This window comes from Mycobacterium sp. 852002-51961_SCH5331710 (assembly GCF_001665535.1).
In the GTDB taxonomy this organism is placed as follows: domain Bacteria; phylum Actinomycetota; class Actinomycetes; order Mycobacteriales; family Mycobacteriaceae; genus Mycobacterium.
In genome coordinates this window covers 74,615-92,580 of sequence record NZ_LZSQ01000106.1, presented here as the reverse complement: position 1 = coordinate 92,580, position 17,966 = coordinate 74,615, and the positions used below count along the sequence as shown (strand labels likewise).

Annotated in this window: 13 protein-coding genes; 6 read left to right on the top strand and 7 right to left on the bottom strand. The window is 67.3% G+C overall.

The annotated features are described in order from the left end of the window. Positions 1-3: 3 nt before the first annotated feature. Genes A5752_RS18360 through A5752_RS18350 form a run of 3 tightly spaced genes read right to left on the bottom strand, consistent with a single transcriptional unit; the run spans position 4 to position 2,631 of the window. The gene (locus tag A5752_RS18360; protein ID WP_067088433.1) at positions 4-756 is read right to left on the bottom strand and encodes an amino acid ABC transporter ATP-binding protein; all 753 of its coding nucleotides are present in this window, start codon (positions 754-756) and stop codon (positions 4-6) included. Positions 757-761: 5 nt separating this feature from the next. Next, complete coding sequence (locus A5752_RS18355; protein WP_067088360.1) at positions 762-1,694, bottom strand: amino acid ABC transporter permease; 933 nt, start codon at positions 1,692-1,694, stop codon at positions 762-764. Between the two features lie 10 nt (positions 1,695-1,704). After that, positions 1,705-2,631, bottom strand: coding sequence for an ABC transporter substrate-binding protein (locus A5752_RS18350; protein ID WP_067088358.1), 927 nt, complete (start codon positions 2,629-2,631; stop codon positions 1,705-1,707). A 181-nt stretch (positions 2,632-2,812) separates the two neighbouring features. Between A5752_RS18350 and A5752_RS18345 the strand changes: the two genes are divergently transcribed. The 6 genes from A5752_RS18345 to A5752_RS18320 all read left to right on the top strand — a co-directional run bounded on the left by A5752_RS18345 (position 2,813) and on the right by A5752_RS18320 (position 9,567). Further along, entirely contained in the window at positions 2,813-3,415 is a 603-nt protein-coding gene (locus tag A5752_RS18345; RefSeq protein WP_067088356.1) for an HdeD family acid-resistance protein, read from the top strand. Between the two features lie 62 nt (positions 3,416-3,477). Next, positions 3,478-4,932 (top strand): cytochrome ubiquinol oxidase subunit I, encoded by a 1,455-nt coding sequence (locus A5752_RS18340; protein ID WP_067088354.1) that lies wholly within the window; start codon positions 3,478-3,480, stop codon positions 4,930-4,932. Positions 4,933-4,945: 13 nt separating this feature from the next. Next, a complete protein-coding gene (gene cydB, locus A5752_RS18335; RefSeq protein WP_067088352.1) occupies positions 4,946-5,986 on the top strand; it encodes a cytochrome d ubiquinol oxidase subunit II in 1,041 nt (346 codons plus the stop codon). Positions 5,987-6,009: 23 nt separating this feature from the next. After that, positions 6,010-7,560, top strand: coding sequence for a thiol reductant ABC exporter subunit CydD (gene cydD / locus A5752_RS18330; protein ID WP_067088431.1), 1,551 nt, complete (start codon positions 6,010-6,012; stop codon positions 7,558-7,560). After that, positions 7,553-9,043 (top strand): ATP-binding cassette domain-containing protein, encoded by a 1,491-nt coding sequence (locus A5752_RS18325; RefSeq protein ID WP_156613980.1) that lies wholly within the window; start codon positions 7,553-7,555, stop codon positions 9,041-9,043. The genes cydD and A5752_RS18325 overlap by 8 nt, the downstream gene beginning before the upstream one ends. Then, positions 9,040-9,567 carry a DUF4190 domain-containing protein gene (locus A5752_RS18320; RefSeq protein ID WP_067088347.1) on the top strand — a complete coding sequence of 176 codons (528 nt, stop codon included), beginning with the start codon at positions 9,040-9,042 and terminating at the stop codon, positions 9,565-9,567. Before A5752_RS18325 ends, A5752_RS18320 begins: the two co-directional genes overlap by 4 nt. On the opposite strand, the gene A5752_RS18315 is transcribed toward A5752_RS18320, so the two are convergent. The 4 genes from A5752_RS18315 to gltB are packed head-to-tail and all read right to left on the bottom strand — an operon-like array spanning position 9,568 to position 17,912. Then, positions 9,568-10,428: an acyl-CoA thioesterase II gene (locus tag A5752_RS18315; protein ID WP_067088345.1), complete on the bottom strand. Its 861-nt coding sequence runs from the start codon at positions 10,426-10,428 to the stop codon at positions 9,568-9,570. It lies immediately after the preceding gene. Then, positions 10,425-11,843, bottom strand: coding sequence for a pyruvate kinase (gene pyk / locus A5752_RS18310; protein ID WP_067088343.1), 1,419 nt, complete (start codon positions 11,841-11,843; stop codon positions 10,425-10,427). Before pyk ends, A5752_RS18315 begins: the two co-directional genes overlap by 4 nt. Positions 11,844-11,869: 26 nt before the next feature. After that, positions 11,870-13,378 (bottom strand): glutamate synthase subunit beta, encoded by a 1,509-nt coding sequence (locus A5752_RS18305; protein WP_067088341.1) that lies wholly within the window; start codon positions 13,376-13,378, stop codon positions 11,870-11,872. Beyond that, complete coding sequence (gene gltB / locus A5752_RS18300; protein ID WP_067088339.1) at positions 13,371-17,912, bottom strand: glutamate synthase large subunit; 4,542 nt, start codon at positions 17,910-17,912, stop codon at positions 13,371-13,373. The genes A5752_RS18305 and gltB overlap by 8 nt, the downstream gene beginning before the upstream one ends. Positions 17,913-17,966: the final 54 nt, after the last annotated feature.

Below are 17,966 nucleotides of genomic sequence, written 5' to 3'. Positions count from 1 at the left end.
TGTCTACAGCACCTTGGACAGAAACGCTTTCGTGCGTTCGTGTTTCGGGTTGGACAACACTTCGCGCGGTGGCCCGCTCTCGACGACCACCCCGCCGTCCATGAACACCAGATGGTTGGCCACCTCGCGGGCGAACCCCATCTCGTGCGTCACCACCACCATCGTCATACCCTCGGCCGCAAGCTTTTTCATCACCTCGAGCACCTCGCCGACGAGTTCGGGGTCGAGCGCCGAGGTGGGCTCGTCGAACAGCATCAGCTTGGGGGTCATCGCCAGTGCGCGGGCGATCGCCACGCGTTGCTGCTGACCACCGGACAACTGCGCCGGATAGGCGTCGGCCTTCGCGGACAGGCCCACCTGATCGAGCAGGTCGCGGGCGCGGGCGATCGCCTCGTCCTTCTTGACGCGTTTGACGTGGATGGGCGCCTCGACGACGTTCTCCAGCGCCGTGCGGTGCGGAAACAGGTTGAAGTGTTGGAACACCATGCCGATGTCACGGCGCTGGCGGGCGGCCTCCCGCGCAGGCATCTCATGAAGTTTGTTGCCCCGTTGGCGATATCCGATCAGCTCGCCGTCCACGTACAGTCGCCCGGCGTTGACCTGTTCGAGATGGTTGATGCACCGCAGGAACGTCGACTTGCCCGAACCGGACGGCCCGACCATGCACAGCACCTCGCCGCGACCGATCTCGAGCGTGACGCCCTTGAGCACCTGCAGCGCACCGAAGTTCTTGCAGACGGCCTCGGCCTTGACCATCGGTGTCACGGGTGGGCCTCCCCCAGCGTCTGCGCCTTGGCCAGCGCCTCGAGTTGTTTGGTGGTGAGCTTGCGCGACGCACCGCGCGAGTAATACCGCTCGAGGTAGTACTGGCCGATCATGAGCACGCTGGTGATCGCTAGGTACCACGTCGCGGCGACCAGCAGCAGCGGCACGGGTTCGAAGATGCGCGCGGCGATCTCACGCGAGGTGATGCCGTACAGGTCCAGCGTGAACGGCACCGCGGTCACCAGCGAGGTGGTCTTGAGCATGCTGATGACCTCGTTGCCGGTCGGCGGGATGATCACCCGCATCGCCTGCGGAAGGACGGTGCGCCGCATGGTCATTCCCCACGACATACCCAGCGCTGTCGACGCCTCCGCCTGGCCTTCGGGCACGGAACTGATTCCCGCGCGGATGATCTCGGCCATGTACGCGGCCTCGTTGAGCGCAAGACCGAGAATCGCCAGCAGGAACGGGATCGACAGCGACTGCAGGTTCACCTGTAGCAGCGAGGGTCCGAACGGCACGCCCAGCTGAATGTTCTGGTAGATCGTCGGCAACAGCCCCCAGAACACCAGCTGCACGTACACCGGGGTGCCGCGGAAGATCCACAGATACACCCACGCAACGGCTTTCAATACCGGATTCGGCGACAGCCGCATCACCGCGAGCAGCACGCCGAGTGCGATGGCGAGCACCATCGAATAGATGGTCAGTTGCAGTGTGTTGAGGACACCGACCTTCAACACCCGCTCGTTGAACAGGTACTCCCAGTAAGTCGACCAACGGTAGGACTCGTTGGTCGCCGCGCCGTAGAGGAACAGGGCGACGAGAATGACGATGACGACCGCCGCCACCCACCGCCACGGATGGCGCAGGGGCACCGCGTCGATGGCGGCCGGGGCTACGGGTGACGGCGTGTCGACATCGGTCATGAAACGTCCTTTACGAGACGGCGCCGTTGATGACTGGCTTGTCGATCATCCCGTTCTCGACGCCCCAGTTGGCGGCGATTTCGCGGTATGTGCCCTCGTTGATCAAATGCTCGAGCGCCTTCTGCAGCGACTGGGCGAGCGCCGACCCCTTCTGCACCGGCCAGCCGTACGGCGCCGAGTCGAAGATGTCACCGGCGGGTTCGAGTTTGCCGTTGCTCTGCTTGATCGCGTACGAGGTCACCGGCGAATCCGCCGACATCGCGTCGACCTGGCCGAGCACCACGGCGTTGGTGGCGGCGTCCTGTCCGTCGAACGGAACGATCTCGATCGGCGGGTTGCCGGCATCGATGCACGCCTTGTTCTTCGCCGGAAGTTCTTCCGCCTCTTGTGTGGTGGTGGCCTGCACCGCGACCTTCTTGCCGCACGCGTTGTTCGGGTCGATCTGCGAACCCGGCCGCTGCGCCCACATCGTGCCCGCATTGAAGTACGTGACGAAATCGACCGTCTTCTCACGTTCCTTGGTGTCGGTGAACGACGACATCCCGACGTTGTAGGTGCCACCCTGGATCGACGGGATGATCTTCGCGAAATCCGATTCCCGGTATTCGGGCGTCAACCCGAGCGTGGCCGCGATCGCGTTCATCAGATCGACGTCGAAGCCGACGATCTTTCCGCTGGGATCCTTGAATTCGTTGGGCGCGTAGGGAATGTTGACGCCGATGACCAACTTGCCGGACGACTTGATGGCCTCTGGCACGGTGTTGGCGATCTCGTCGACCTTGGCCGCCGAGACGGTCGCCGGTGCGCTGGTGGAATCACCACCGCCGCCGCCTCCTTCGCCGCTGGCGCAGCCGGACAGCGCCAGCACGCCGGACGCAGCGAATACGACTGCGAAGCGCCAGAATCTACCTCGACGGTTGTGACAGTCACCTAACACGGATGCCCCTACTTTCTACGTCGTGGAACCGGTACCAAGCACCGGTAACGGAACAGTAGTAGAGAGCACACGCCGCGGCAGGGGAACCAAACGCGTGCGTACGTGGCGGTTCGGGGACTGGGGGTCGAATCGATACCGAAATGCGACGATCCCTTCCGCTCAGCTATGCCACACTGCGCCAATGACTAGCACCGCCCCGCCCAGCTTGCTGCGGCATCTCTGGAAAACGACCCTGGTCTCCGGACTCCTCGCGGTAGCGCTCGGCGTAGCCGTCTGGTTGTGGCCGGGTAAGACCATCGTGATCGCGGCGATCTTCTTCGGCGCCTACCTGCTGGTCGCCGGCATCGCGCAGGTGATCTTCGCGTTCAGTCTCCATGTCTCGGCCGGCGGCCGGGTCCTGCTGTTCATCTCCGGTGCCGCGGCCCTGATTCTCGCCGTGCTGTGCTTCCGCAGCCTGCAGGAATCGATCCTGCTGCTGGCGATCTGGATCGGCATCGGCTTCATCTTCCGTGGTGTCGCCACAGCGGTCTCGGCGATCAGCGATCCGACACTGCCCGGCCGCGCATGGGAGATCTTCGTCGGCGTGGTCAGCCTGATCGCAGGCGTCATCATGCTCGCGGCCCCGTTCGAGTCGCTGGCGATCCTGACCGTGGTGGCCGGCATCTCGCTGATCGTGATCGGCGTCTTCGAGATCGTGACGGCGTTCGGCATCCGCAAGGCGTCCAAGGATCTCGGCACCGGCGGATCGGCCCCTTCACCTGCGGCTGAAGAGTCGGTGAGCTAACCCACACTGACGTCTACTACACCCTGTCGTAGGCTGGTGCCACAGCCACGGGAGAGGGTGAGATGGACGCGCTCGATGTGTCGCGGTGGCAGTTCGGAATCACCACCGTCTACCACTTCATCTTCGTTCCGCTGACCATCGGGCTGGCGCCGCTGATCGCGGTCATGCAGACCGCGTGGGTGCTCACCGGCAACACGTCCTGGTACCGCCTCACCCGCTTCTTCGGCAAGTTGTTCCTGATCAACTTCGCCCTGGGCGTGGCCACCGGCATCGTCCAGGAGTTCCAGTTCGGCATGAACTGGAGCGAATACTCGCGGTTCGTCGGGGACGTCTTCGGCGCACCGCTGGCGATGGAGGGCCTGGCCGCCTTCTTCTTCGAGTCGACATTCCTCGGCTTGTGGATCTTCGGCTGGACCCGGCTCCCCCGACTCGTCCACCTCGCCTGCATCTGGGTGGTCGCCGTCGCAGTGAACCTGTCGGCGTTCTTCATCATCGCCGCGAACTCATGGATGCAGCATCCCGTCGGCGCACGGCTCAACCCGGAGACCGGTCGTGCCGAGTTGACCAGCATTGTCGCGCTGTTCACGAACAACACCGCGCTGGCCGCATTCACGCATGCGGTGTTCGGGGCGTTCCTCACCGCAGGGACGTTCGTCGCCGGCGTGTGCGTCTGGTGGATGATCCGCGCGCGCAACGACGACCGCGACGAGGCGGAGACCATGTTCCGCCCCGCCGCGGTACTGGGGTGCATCGTCGTGCTGGCCGCGACGCTCGGCCTCGTCGCCTCCGGCGACGTCCAGGGCAAGCTCATGTTCGAGCAGCAGCCGATGAAGATGGCGTCGGCGGAATCGTTGTGCCACACCGCAACCGATCCGGACTTCTCCATCCTGACGGTCGGCACCCACAACAACTGCGACAGCGTCGTCCACCTCATAGACGTCCCCTATGTGCTGCCGTTCCTGGCCAAGGGCGAGTTCGAGGGGGTGCGCCTCGAAGGTGTCAAAGATCTTCAGAGCCAGTACGTAGAGAAGTTCGGGCCCGGCGACTACCGGCCCAACCTGTTCGTGACGTACTGGTCCTTCCGCGCCATGATCGGCCTGCTCGCCGTGCCGGTGCTGTTCTCGGTCGCGGTGCTGTGGCTGACGCGCCGACGCCGGATTCCTCGCTCTCGCTGGCTTTCCCGCTTCGCGCTTGTCGCGATGCCGGCACCCTTCCTGGCCAACAGCGCCGGGTGGGTGTTCACCGAGATGGGCCGCCAGCCCTGGGTCGTCGTGCCCAACCCGACCGGCGACCCGATGATCCGGTTGACCGTCGCCGAAGGGGTCTCCGGGCACTCGGTCGGCATGGTCGTCCTTTCACTGGTCGCGTTCACGGTGATCTACGCGGTGCTCGCGGTCATCTGGTTCTGGCTCATCCGCCGCTACACCGTCGAAGGGCCGCAGGAACACGATTCGGAGCCCGCCGCCCCGCTACCGCCCGGCAGCGACGAGGTGGCTCCGTTGTCATTCGCGTACTAAGGAGCTGGTGGCAATGGCGCTACAAGAGCTGTGGTTCGTCGTGATGGCCGGGTTGTTCCTCGGGTTCTTCGTCCTCGAGGGATTCGACTTCGGTGTCGGGATGTTAATGGGGTTGTTGGGCCGCGGCGCGGGCCAGGACGCCGAGCGGCGCCGACGCGCGGTGCTCAACACCATCGGCCCGGTTTGGGACGGCAACGAGGTCTGGCTGATCACCGCGGGCGGCGCCATGTTCGCAGCCTTCCCCGACTGGTACGCAACGATGTTCTCGGGCCTGTACCTGCCCCTGCTGGCCATCCTGGTGTCGATGATCCTGCGCGTCGTGGCGATCGAGTGGCGCGGCAAGGTCAACGACCCCGGTTGGCGCCGTTGGGCCGACATCGGGATCGCCGCCGGATCGTGGGTGCCCGCCGTGCTGTGGGGTGTCGCGTTCGCCGCGCTGGTGCGCGGCCTTCCCATCGACGCCGACAAGCGGCTGCAGGCGTCGATCGGCGACCTGCTCAACGGCTACACATTGCTCGGCGGCGTCGCCACTGCCGGGCTGTTCCTGTTCCACGGTGCCGTGTTCGTGGCGCTGAAAACCGATGGCGCAGTGCGCGAAGAGGCTCTGCGGTTCGCCGGCCGGGCGGCGCTGCCGGTGACGGTGGTACTGGCGTCGTTCGGGCTGTGGACACAGCTCGAGCAAGGTAAGGACTGGACGTGGGTCGTGCTTGTCGTCGCCGGTCTGGCGCACCTGGCGGCCACCGTCCGGGTGTGGCGTGGTGTCGGAGAAGGCTGGGCGTTCGCGTACACGACAATGGCCGTCGCGGCGGTCGTGATTCTGCTCTTCGGCGTGCTCTACCCGAACCTGATGCCGTCGACGATCGACCCGGCCTACAGCCTCACGATCGACAACGCCGCGTCGAGCCCGTACACGCTGACGATCATGAGCTGGGCCGCGCTGGTGTTCGCGCCGCTGGTGTTGCTGTACCAGGGTTGGACGTATTGGGTTTTCCGGCAACGCATCTCGGCTGACCGGATACCCGACCCCGTGGGATTGACGCGGCGCAGGCCATGAATCTGTGGCGGGCCTCGCGGGCGATGCGGCGCTATCTCGTCGCGTCGGTGGTGTGCGGGGTGCTCATCACCGGGGCGACAATCGGCGCGGCCGTGGTGCTCGCCGATATCGTGGCCGGGATCATCACCGATCCCGGCACCCGCCACCTTCGGCATTGGACCGGTCCGCTCGCACTTCTGGTGGGGCTGTGGGCGATTCGCACTGCCGCGCACTGGCTGCAGAGCAGGCTGGCGTCGACCGGTGCCACACAGGTGATCGCCGACCTGTCCGGTCAGGTTCTGCGAACGGTCAAATCGCTGCCACCGCGCCTTCTCGCGGCCGAACGCGATACCGCCGCGGCGCTGATCACCCGTGGACTCGACGGTCTGCGACCGTTCCTGACGGCGTATCTGCCCGCGGTGTTCCTCGCCGGTATCCTCACCCCGGCGGCCGTGCTGGTGATCGCCGCGGTGGACTGGCGCTCGGCGCTCATCGTTCTGATCGCGCTGCCGCTGATCCCGATCTTCATGGTGCTGATCGGGTTGCTGACCAAGGAACGCTCCGAGGCCGCCCTGACGGCGATGAGCACGCTGCAGTCGCGGATGCTCGACCTGGTGGCGGGCATCCCGACGCTGCGCGCGTTGGGCCGGCTGGAGGGATCGGTCACCAGGATCACCGAACTGTCTGCGGCGCATCGGCGTTCGACGATGGCCACGCTGCGGATAGCGTTCCTGTCGGCGCTCGTCCTTGAGCTGCTGGCCACCTTAGGCGTCGCACTGGTCGCCGTCGGCATCGGCCTGCGACTGGTGTTCGGCGAGATGACGCTGACCGCGGGGCTGACCGCGCTGCTGCTCGCACCCGAGGTGTTCTGGCCGCTGCGCCGGGTCGGGGTGGAGTTCCACGCCGCTCAGGACGGCAAGACCGCCGCCGACGCCGCGATGCGCTTCCTCGACAGCGTGCCGGACCACCGCGCGGGGACCCGTGTCGTGCGCGCAACGGGGGCCACCATCCACCTCGGAGCGCTCGACGCTGACGCGGAGCCGGGCCGGGTGACGGTGCTGACCGGTCCCAACGGCGCCGGGAAATCCACGCTGCTGCACACGATCCTCGGTCTGCACCCCGGCGACGTGTCGATCAACGGAGTCGATGTCGGCGACCTCGACCTGCCATCGTGGTGGGCCCAGGTCGCCTGGTTGCCGCATCGCCCGATGCTGGTGCCGGGCAGCGTCCGTGACAACCTCGAACTGTTCGGCCCCATATCCGACCTCGACGAGGCCTGCCGCGCAGCCGGATTCGACGAGGTGCTCACGACGCTGCCCGACGGCCTGGACACCGAGCTCGGCCGAGACGGTACGGGCCTGTCGCTCGGCCAGCGCCAACGGCTCGGGTTGACGCGGGCGCTGGGCTCCTCGGCGCCGGTGCTGCTGCTCGACGAGCCGACCTCACACCTCGATGCGGCGATGGAAGCCCGTGTCCTCGACGCGATCGTCGATCGGGCGCGCGCCGGCGCGACGGTGGTGGTCGTCGGGCACCGCGCCCCGGTGCGCGCGATCGGTGACCGGGTCCTGTCCGTGGGAGAGCTCGTCGATGCGTGAGTTGTTGAGGGCTCGGTTGGGGCGGCTGTCGCTCGCGGTGCTGCTCGGGGTGCTGTCGTTGGGCAGCGCGCTGGCGCTGGCCGCGATCTCGGCGTGGCTGATCACGAGGGCATGGCAGATGCCTCCCGTGCTCGACCTCACCGTGGCGGTGGTGGCCGTGCGCGCGCTCGGCATCTCCCGCGGTGTCCTCGGTTACTGCCAGCGGCTGGCGGCACACGACACCGCGCTGCGGTCGGCGGCGGACACCCGAGAGTCGCTGTACAGACGGCTGGCGGACGCGCCCGCCGACACCGCGATGCGGATGCCCAGCGGCGAGCTGGTCGCCCGGATCGGCGCGTCGGTCGACGACCTCGCCGACGTCCTGGTGCGGGCGGTGCTGCCGATCGCCGTCGCCGCCGTGCTGGGAGTGGCGGCCGTGGTCGGGATCGGCCTGATCTCTCTCGAAGCGGCGGTCGTGCTGGCGTTGTGTCTGCTGATCGCGGGCGTCGTCGCACCGGTGCTGGCCGCCCGCGCCGCCGAAGCGACCGAAGAAGCTGCGACACAGCATCATTCGGGACGTGACGTGGCGGTGATGCGTGCCCTCGAGCATGCGCCTGAGCTCCGTGTCGGCGGCCGACTCGATGATGTGCTCGCCGAGGCCGAGCGTCGGCACCGTGAGTGGGGACGGGCCACCGACCTGGCGGCGAAGCCCGCCGCGATGGCCGCCGCGGCGTCGACAGCGGCGATCGGCGCCAGCGTGCTCGGTGCCGTCATCGCGGCGATCGGCATCGCCGACTCGGTCGCGCCGACGACGCTCGCGGTCCTGATGCTGTTGCCGCTGTCGGCATTCGAGGCGAGCGCCGTGCTGCCCGCGGCCGCGGTGCAGCTCACCCGATCACGCATCGCCGCGCGTCGGCTCGCCGAGATCACCGATCCGATCGACTCCAAGCGTGAGCGGCCGGACGTTCCGAAGGTGTCGCTGGCGGCCGGTGATCGACTGGCGATCGTCGGCCCGAGCGGGTCGGGCAAGACGACGCTGTTGCTGTCGCTCGCCGAAAGCGATCCGACCGCGGTCTTTCTCGCCGAGGACGCCCACCTGTTCGCCACCACGGTGCGCGACAACATGTTGGTGGCACGCGGCGATGCGAGCGACGACGAGATCCTGGCCGCATTGCGACGGGTCGGTCTCCGCGACTGGCTCGACGCGCTGCCGGAGGGGTTGGCGACTGTGCTCACCGGCGGGGCGGCCGCCGTATCGGCCGGTCAGCGCAGGCGCCTGTTGCTGGCGCGCGCGTTGCTCTGCAGCGCGCCGACGGTGTTGCTCGACGAACCCACCGAGCACCTCGACGCCGCGGATTCCGACCGGATTCTCGTGGGTCTGCTCACCCCTGGCGCACTGTTCGCCGCCGACCGCACGGTCGTCGTCGCCACGCATCATCTACCTGGCCAGATTGAGTGTCCTACCCTCATTCTCGCTGGTCGCGGAGTAACCTCCTCGGCATGAGCGAGCCGGAACAGCCGTCACAACCACCACCGCCTTCGCAGCCTCCACAGCAGCCGCCACCGCCGCCTCCGCAACAGCCGCAGTACGGCGCCTACCCAGGCGGCTATCCCCAAGCTCCGCCGCAGGGTTACGCCTATCCCCCGCCGGCGAACGCACCGAAGAACGGCATCGGCATCGCCGCCCTGGTCGTCGCGATCATCGCGCTGCTATCCGTCTTCGGCGGCGTTGTGCTCGGCGTCGTCGCCGTGATCCTCGGCTTCATCGGATGGAACAGGGCCAAACGCGGTGAGGCCACCAACGGCGGCGTCGCCATGGCCGGCATCGTGCTCGGCATCTTGAGCATCATCGAGGCCATCGTCGTCATCTGGCTCGCCGTCTGGGGCTTCAACGAGGTGGGCGGCTCCGACTACATCGACTGCATCTCGCGCGCGGGCAACGACCAGGACGCGGTGCAGCAGTGCGCCGAGCAGTTCCAGCAGCGCGTGGAGGACCAGTTCGATGTCACGCTGACACCGACGCCGTGATCAGCGCGGCGGGAAGTACTTGACAATTCCTTCTTGCACCACGGTGGCGACCGGCTGACCGGACCGGTCGAAGAAGTGGCCGGTGCCCAGGCCGCGGGAGTCGGCGGCCACGGGTGAAGTGGTGGAGTACAGCAGCCATTCGTCGAAGCGCACGGGCCGGTGGAACCACACGGAGTGGTTGGTGGTGACCGCGAAGATCCGGTCGTAGCCCCACGACAGGCCGTGGGTGGTGATGATCGAGTCGAGCACGGTGGTGTCCGACGAGTACACCAGCGCGGCGGCGTGCAGCACGGGATCCTCGGGCATCTGGCCGAGCGCCTTCATCCATACCCGGTTGTGCGGCAGCTTCTCGCCCTTGTCGCGCATCACCCAACTCGGATCGTTGGTATAGCGCCACTCGATCGGCCGCAACGCGTTGACGAAATGCGGGACGACATCCTCATAGCCGCGCAGCAGGTCGTCCACCGGCGGCAGCGACTCCGGGTCCGGTAGGTCCGGTGGTGTGATCGCGTGCTCGAGGCTGCGGCCCCCGGCCAGGAACGACACCATCGCACTGGTCAGCAGCTCACCGTCCTGGATGACGTCGACGCGGCGGTTGGCGAAGCGGCGTTCGTCGCGGAGCCGCACCACGTGGTACTCGAGGTCCTTCTCCGGATCGCCGCCGGCGATGAAGTGAGCCGACATCGCGCTCGGCGGCGTCGCGTGTTTCAGGCTCCGTCCGGCCGCGACGAACGACTGGGCCATCATCTGCCCGCCGAAGGTCCGCACGGGGTTCTTGCTGGGGTGCGAGCCGAGGTAGACGTCGTCGGCGATCTGGCGGAGGCGGAGTATCTCGAGCAGCTCGTCGAAGTCCGCCCTCACACGTCGTCCTCGCCGATCCGGTGCACATGGATCAGGTTCGTGGATCCCACTGTGCCCGGTGGGATACCGGCGATGACGACCACCAGATCGCCGCGCTTGTAGCGGCCGAGTTCGAGCAGCGACTTGTCGACCTGGCGGATCATTCCGTCGGTGGTCTGAATGTGGGGAACGATGAACGTCTCGGTGCCCCAGCTCAGGGCGAGCTGGCTGCGCACCTCGGGCAGCGAGGTGAACGCCAGAAGCGGCAGCGGGGTGTGCAGCCGTGCAAGCCTGCGCACCGTGTCGCCCGACTGGGTGTAGGCCACGAGAGCCTTCGCGTCGAGACGCTCGCCGATGTCGCGGGCGGCGTACGAGATGACCCCGCGTTTGGTTCGGGGCACATGTGTCAGCGGCGGCGCGGCCACCGAGTTCTCCTCGACCGCATGGATGATGCGGGCCATCGTCTTGACCGTCTCGAGCGGGTACTTGCCCACGGACGTCTCGCCGGAGAGCATGACCGCGTCGGCGCCGTCGAGCACGGCGTTGGCGACGTCGGAGGCCTCGGCGCGGGTGGGTCGCGAGTTCTCGATCATCGACTCCAGCATCTGCGTCGCGACGATGACGGGTTTGGCGTTCTCCCTTGCCATTTGGATCGCGCGCTTCTGCACCAGCGGGACTTCCTCGAGCGGCAGCTCCACGCCGAGGTCGCCGCGGGCGACCATGATGGCGTCGAACGCCAGCACGACGGCCTCGAGGTTGTCGATGGCTTCGGGCTTCTCGAGTTTGGCGATGACGGGCACCCGGCGTCCGACGCGGTCCATCACCTCGTGCACGAGTTCGATGTCGGCCGGTGAGCGGACGAACGACAGCGCGACGAAGTCGACGCCCAGGCGCAGCGCGAACTCCAGATCGTCGACGTCCTTCTCGGACAATGCGGGCGCCGACACGTTCATCCCGGGCAGCGACATGCCCTTGTTGTTGCTGACCGGACCGCCCTCCGTGACGGTGCAGATGACGTCGTTGCCCTCGATGCGCTCGACGACCAGGCCGACATTCCCGTCGTCGACGAGAACCCGGTCCCCGGGCGTGGCGTCCTCGACGAGGCGCTTGTAGGTGGTCGAGACGCGATCCGCGGTGCCCTCGATGTCGTCGACGGTGATGCGCACCGTCTCTCCAGCGGCCCAGAAGGTGGGACCGTCCTTGAACCGGCCGAGCCGGATCTTGGGGCCCTGGAGGTCGGCGAGGATGCCGACCGCGCGGCCGGTGGCGTCCGACGCGGACCGGACGCGTTTGTAGTTGGCTTCGTGATCGGGATAGTCGCCGTGGCTGAAGTTGAGCCGTGCGACGTCCATTCCGGCCGCCACCAGCGCACGAACGGCGTCATCGGTCGCGGTGGCCGGACCGAGGGTGCAGACGATCTTCCCGCGTCTATTCACGACACTCGAGCATAGTCGTTATCGATTCAGACGACGGCCAGCGGAAGTGCGCCCGGAATGACCGGCGCCGGCAGATCCGACTCCCCCATCAGATAGGTGTCGACCGCGTGCGCCGCGCTGCGGCCCTCCGCGATCGCCCAGACGATCAACGACGCACCCCGGTGCGCGTCGCCGCAGACGAACACGCCGGGCGCGTCGGTCTGCCAGTCCGAGCCACACGGTAGAGCGCCGCGCCCGTTGAGGCTCAACCCCAGTTCGTCGAGCAGCGGCATGTGTTCGACGCCCTCGAAACCGATGGCCAACAGCGCGAGCTCACAGGGGATCTCCATCGGTTCCCCGACCGGGGTGATGACGCGGCGACCTTCGGCGTCGCGCTCGACCTTGACCTCGGCGATCTCCAGCGCGCGGAGGTGACCGGAGTCGTCGCCGACGAAGCGCTGCACGGCGACCTCGTAGCGGCGGTCACCGCCCTCGGCGTGTGCGGGTGAGAGCCGGGTGCGCAGCACGAGCGGCCACGTCGGCCACGGTGTGCGGGAGTCGTCGCGGGTCTCGGGCGGTTCGGGGTTGTAGTCGAGTTGGGTGACCGACAGCGCGCCCTGCCGATGCGCGGTGCCGAGGCAGTCGGCACCGGTGTCACCGCCGCCGATGATCACGACGTGCTTGCCCTCGGCGCTGATCGTGCTCGGCCCGTCGCCCTCGCACTCCTTGTTGGCGGGCACCAGGTGCTCCATCGCGAGGTGGACACCCTTGAGGTGACGGCCCTCGACCTCGTTGTCGCGCGCACGCAGCGCGCCGACGGCCAGCACAACGGCGTCGTACTGTGCGCGGAGCTGTTCGACGGACACGTCGACGCCGACCTCCGTCTCGGTGACGAATCGCGTTCCCTCCGCGCGCATCTGGGCCAAGCGCTGATCCAGCGTCGCCTTCTCGAGCTTGTACTCGGGGATGCCGTAACGCATCAGCCCGCCGATTCGGTCGTCGCGCTCGTAGACGGTGACCTCGTGGCCGGCGCGGGTGAGCTGTTGTGCCGCAGCCAATCCCGCCGGGCCGGAGCCGACGATCGCGACGCGCTTACCGGACGCGATGGCCGCGGGTTGCGGTTCGACCTTGCCGTTCAGCCACGCGTGGTCGGCGATGGTCTGCTCGATGCGCTTGATCGTGACACTGCCGCCGGTCTGCTCCTCGGAGATCGACAGGACACACGCGGCTTCGCACGGTGCGGGGCACAACCGGCCGGTGAACTCGGGGAAGTTGTTGGTGGCGTGCAGGCGGTCGCTGGCCGCGTCCCATCGGCCGCGGCGCACCAGGTCGTTCCACTCGGGAATCAGGTTGCCTAGCGGGCATCCCGCGGTTCCGGAGTGGCAGAACGGGATTCCGCAGTCCATGCAGCGCCGGGCCTGCTGGGCCACCTCGGCCGCTCGACGGTTCGGGTCCTGCTGTTCGTAGACCTCACGCCAGTCGCCGACACGTTCGTCGACGGGGCGCTTGGCCGCCTCGACCTTCGGAACTCTCAGAAATCCGGTGGGATCAGCCACGGCTGGCCTCCATGATCGCAGTGTCGACGTCGCGTCCCTCCCGCTTGGCGGTGAGTGTGGCTTCCAGGACCCGCTGGTAGTCGCGGGGCATGATCTTGGTGAACTGGGTGCTGCGCCTGGGCCAGTCCGACAGGACGGACGTGGCCAGGCTGCTGCCGGTGTACTGGGCGTGCCGGGAAATCACTTCCCGCAGCCAGGCGAGATCCTCCGGGTCCAGGCGTTGCAGCTCGACCATCTCGGTGTTGACCCGTCGCGGGTCGAGGCCGAGGACGAACGCGATGCCACCGGACATGCCCGCGGCCATGTTGCGACCGGTCTTACCGAGGACCACCACGCGGCCTCCGGTCATGTACTCGCAGGCGTGGTCGCCGACGCCCTCGACGACGGTCAGCGCTCCGGAGTTGCGGGCGGCGAAGCGTTCTCCGGCGCGACCCCGCAGGAAGACCTCGCCCGATGTCGCGCCGAACAGCAGGGTGTTGCCGGCGATCACGTTGTCCTCGGCGAGGAACAACACGTCGTCGGGCGGTCGCACGATGATCCGGCCGCCCGACAATCCCTTCCCGACGTAGTCGTTGGCGTCACCGACGAGTTCCAGTGTGATGCCGGGCGGCAGGAACGCACCGAGCGACTGTCCGGCGGAACCGGTCAGGGTGATGTGGATGGTGCCGTCGGGCAGGCCCTGGGCGCCGTAGCGGCGGGTCACCTCGGAGCCAAGTAGCGTGCCGACGGTCCGGTTGACGTTGCGGATGGGTAGTTCGAGGCGGACCGGATGGGCGTCCTCGAGCGCTCCCTCGGCGAGCTGGATGAGCGTCTGGTCGAGGGCCTGGTCCAGTGCGTGGTACTGGTCGCGGATCTTGCGTCGGGGCGTGGACTCACCGGTGTGCCCGTCCTGCGGCACCGCGAAGATCGGCGACAGGTCGAGGCCCTGGCTCTTCCAGTGCGCGACACCCTCGTCGGTGTCGAGCAGCTCGGCGTGCCCGATCGCCTCGTCGAGGGTGCGGAACCCGAGCTCTGCCAGGTATTTACGGATGTCCTCGGCGATGAAGCGGAAGAAGTTCTCGACGAACTCGGGCTTGCCGGTGAAGCGGGCGCGCAGTTCCGGGTTCTGGGTGGCCACGCCGACCGGGCAGGTGTCGAGGTGGCAGACGCGCATCATGATGCAGCCCGAGACGATCAGCGGGGCGGTGGCGAAGCCGTACTCCTCGGCGCCGAGCAAGGCGGCGACGATGACATCACGCGCGGTGCGCATGCCACCGTCGCACTGCACGGTGATGCGGTCGCGTAACCCGTTGAGCATCAACGTCTGTTGCGTCTCGGCGAGCCCGATCTCCCAGGGCACACCGGCGTGCTTGAGGCTGGTCAACGGCGCCGCGCCGGTACCGCCGTCGTAGCCGGAGATCAGCACGACGTCGGCGTGGGCCTTGGACACACCCGCGGCGACGGTGCCGACGCCGACGCTGCTGACCAGCTTGACGTGGATGCGCGCCTGGTCGTTGGCGTTCTTGAGGTCGTGGATCAGCTGCGCGAGATCCTCGATGGAGTAGATGTCGTGGTGCGGCGGCGGCGAGATGAGGCCGACGCCTGGTGTGGAGTGCCGCGTCTTGGCGATATTCGGATACACCTTGAAGCCCGGGAGTTGACCACCCTCACCGGGTTTCGCGCCCTGAGCCATCTTGATCTGGATGTCGGTCGCGTTAACCAGGTAGTCGCTGTTGACGCCGAAGCGGCCGGAGGCGACCTGCTTGACGGCGCTGCGGCGTTTGGGATCGTAGAGTCGGTCGGTGTCCTCGCCGCCCTCACCCGAGTTCGAGCGACCGCCGAGGTTGTTCATCGCGATCGCCATCGTCTCGTGCGCTTCGGCGGAGATCGAGCCGTAGCTCATGGCGCCCGTGTTGAAGCGCTTCACGATCTCTTCGACGGGCTCGACCTCGTCGAGGGGCACCGGCGGCCTGACCTTCTTGAAGTCGAACATGCCGCGCAGGGTTCCGCCTTCGCGGGAGAGGCGGTCCACCTCGTCGGTGTAGCGCTGGAAGACGTCGTAGCGTGCGGTGCGGGTCGAATGCTGCAGCAGGAACACCACTTCGGGGGTGAACAGATGCAGTTCGCCTTCCCGACGGAATGCGTACTCGCCGCCGACCTCGAGGCGCCGGTGGACGCGCTCGGTCGGGTTTTCCGGGTAAGCCCGGCGGTGGCGTTGTTTGACCTCCTCGGCGATGACGTCGAGGCCGACGCCGCCGAGTTGGCTCGGGGTGCCGGTGAAGTACTCGTCGATGACGGCCTTGTCGATGCCGACGGCCTCGAAGACCTGCGCGGCGGTGTAGGAGGCGACGGTGGAGATGCCCATCTTGCTCATCACCTTCATCACGCCCTTGCCGAGGGCCTTGCAGTAGTTGCGCACGGCGGCGGCGGGTTCGATGCCGGTGAGTTCACCTTCGCGGACAAGGTCTTCGATCGACTCGAAGGCAAGGTACGGGTTGACCGCGGCGGCGCCGAAGCCGATGAGCATCGCGATGTGGTGCACCTCGCGGGCGTCGCCGCTCTCGACGACGAGCGCGACCGTGGTGCGCTCCTTGGTGCGCACGAGATGGTGGTGCACGGCCGAGACGGCCAGCAGCGATGGGATGGGCGCGCGCCGGTGGTCGGAGTCGCGATCGGAGATGACAAGGGTGCGAGCACCTTTGGCGATCGCCTCGCAGGCTTTGGCGCGCAGGTCCTCGAGGGCCTCGGCGAGGCCTTCGCCGCCGCGTTCGACGTCGTAGAGGGCCTTGAGCACGGTGGTGCGTAGGCCGGGGTGTTCGCCGTCGTCGTTGATGTGGACGATCTTGTTGAGTTCGTCGTTGTCGAGAACCGGCCAGCGCAGCACGATCTGGCGACACGATGCGGCAGACGGTTCGAGCAGGTTCTGCTCGGGGCCCATGATGCGGGCCATCGAGGTGACGATCTCCTCGCGGATGGCGTCCAGTGGTGGATTGGTCACCTGGGCGAAGAGCTCGACGAAATAGTCGTAGAGCAGTCGTGAGCGCTGCGAGAGCACCGCGGCGGGGGTGTCGGTGCCCATGGAGCCGAGCGGTTCCGCCCCGGAGGCGGCCATCGGTGTGAGCAGCACGCGCAGGTCTTCTTCGGTGTAGCCGAAGGCGATCTGGCGCTTGACGACGTTGTCGTGGTTGGGCTGGACGCGGGTGCGGTCGGGCAGGGTGGCGATGTCGAGGAGGCCGGCGTGCAGCCACTCGGCGTAGGACTCCTGTGCCGAGAGGTCCGCCTTGATCTCGTCGTCGGAGACGATGCGGCCGGCGGCGGTGTCGACGAGGAACATCTTGCCCGGCTGCAGGCGACCCTTGGCGACGATCTGAGCGGAGGGCACGTCGAGGACACCGCTCTCGCTGGCGAGGATTATGCGGTCGTCGATTGTGCGCCACCATCGGCCGGGGCGTAATCCGTTGCGGTCCAACACCGCACCGACGAGTGTGCCGTCGGTGAAGGTGACGCAGGCGGGACCGTCCCAGGGTTCCATCAGCGACGCATGGAACTGCCAGAAAGCGCGTTCGGCGTCGTCCATGGTGGTGGCATTCTCCCAGGCCTCCGGGATCATCATCAGCACGGTGTGGGGCAGGCTGCGGCCGCCGAGGTGCAGAAGTTCGAGCACCTCGTCGAACGAGGCGGAGTCAGAGGCGTCCGGAGTGCAGATCGGGAACACGCGGGAGAGGTCGCCGGGGATGTTGGCGCTGGCGAGCATCGCCTCGCGGGCGCGCATGCGGTTGCGGTTGCCGCGGACGGTGTTGATCTCACCGTTGTGAGCGACGAAGCGGAACGGGTGCGCCAGGGGCCACGACGGGAAGGTGTTCGTCGAGAAGCGGCTGTGCACGATCGCGATCGCGCTGCGGCAACGTTCGTCGCGCAGATCCGGAAAGTATTGGGGCAGCTGCTTTGTGGTCAGCATGCCCTTGTAGGCCATCGTTCGGCTGGACAGCGACGGGAAGTAGACACCTTCGCGCTCGGCGCGTTTGCGGAGCGGATAGACGCGACGGTCGAGGTCGATGCCGCCGACCTCGTTGGTCGAGGTGACGAACAGCTGCTCCATGTGCGGCATGCAGCCTAATGCGGTCGCGCCGAGGTCGGCGCCAAGAGGGTCGATCGGAAGGACGCGCCAGCCGAGGACCTTGAGTCCCTCGTCGTCGGCGATGGTCTCGACGGTTTCGCGGGCGGCGGCGCGGGCCGCGGGTTCTTGGGGCATGAAGCAGATGCCGGCGGCGAAGGTGTTGCTCCCGTCGAGGGCTGGAGCCGGGAGGTCGAAGTCGACGACGTCGCGGAGCAACTCGACCGGCAGTTGGATGAGGATGCCGGCGCCGTCACCGCTGTTGGTCTCGGCGCCTGCCGCCCCGCGATGGTCGAGGTGCTCGAGGGCGGTCAGCCCGTCGGCAACGATGGAGTGGGAGCGTCGGCCCTGGATATCGGCGACCATGGCGACACCACAGGAGTCTGCTTCATTGGTCGGGTCGTAGAGACCCTGGGGTTCGGGGAATGCCGAGAAGAGCATCGAGAGGCACCTTCGCAGTCCGGAAGAATTCATGTCCGGGACTGCACCGGCCCG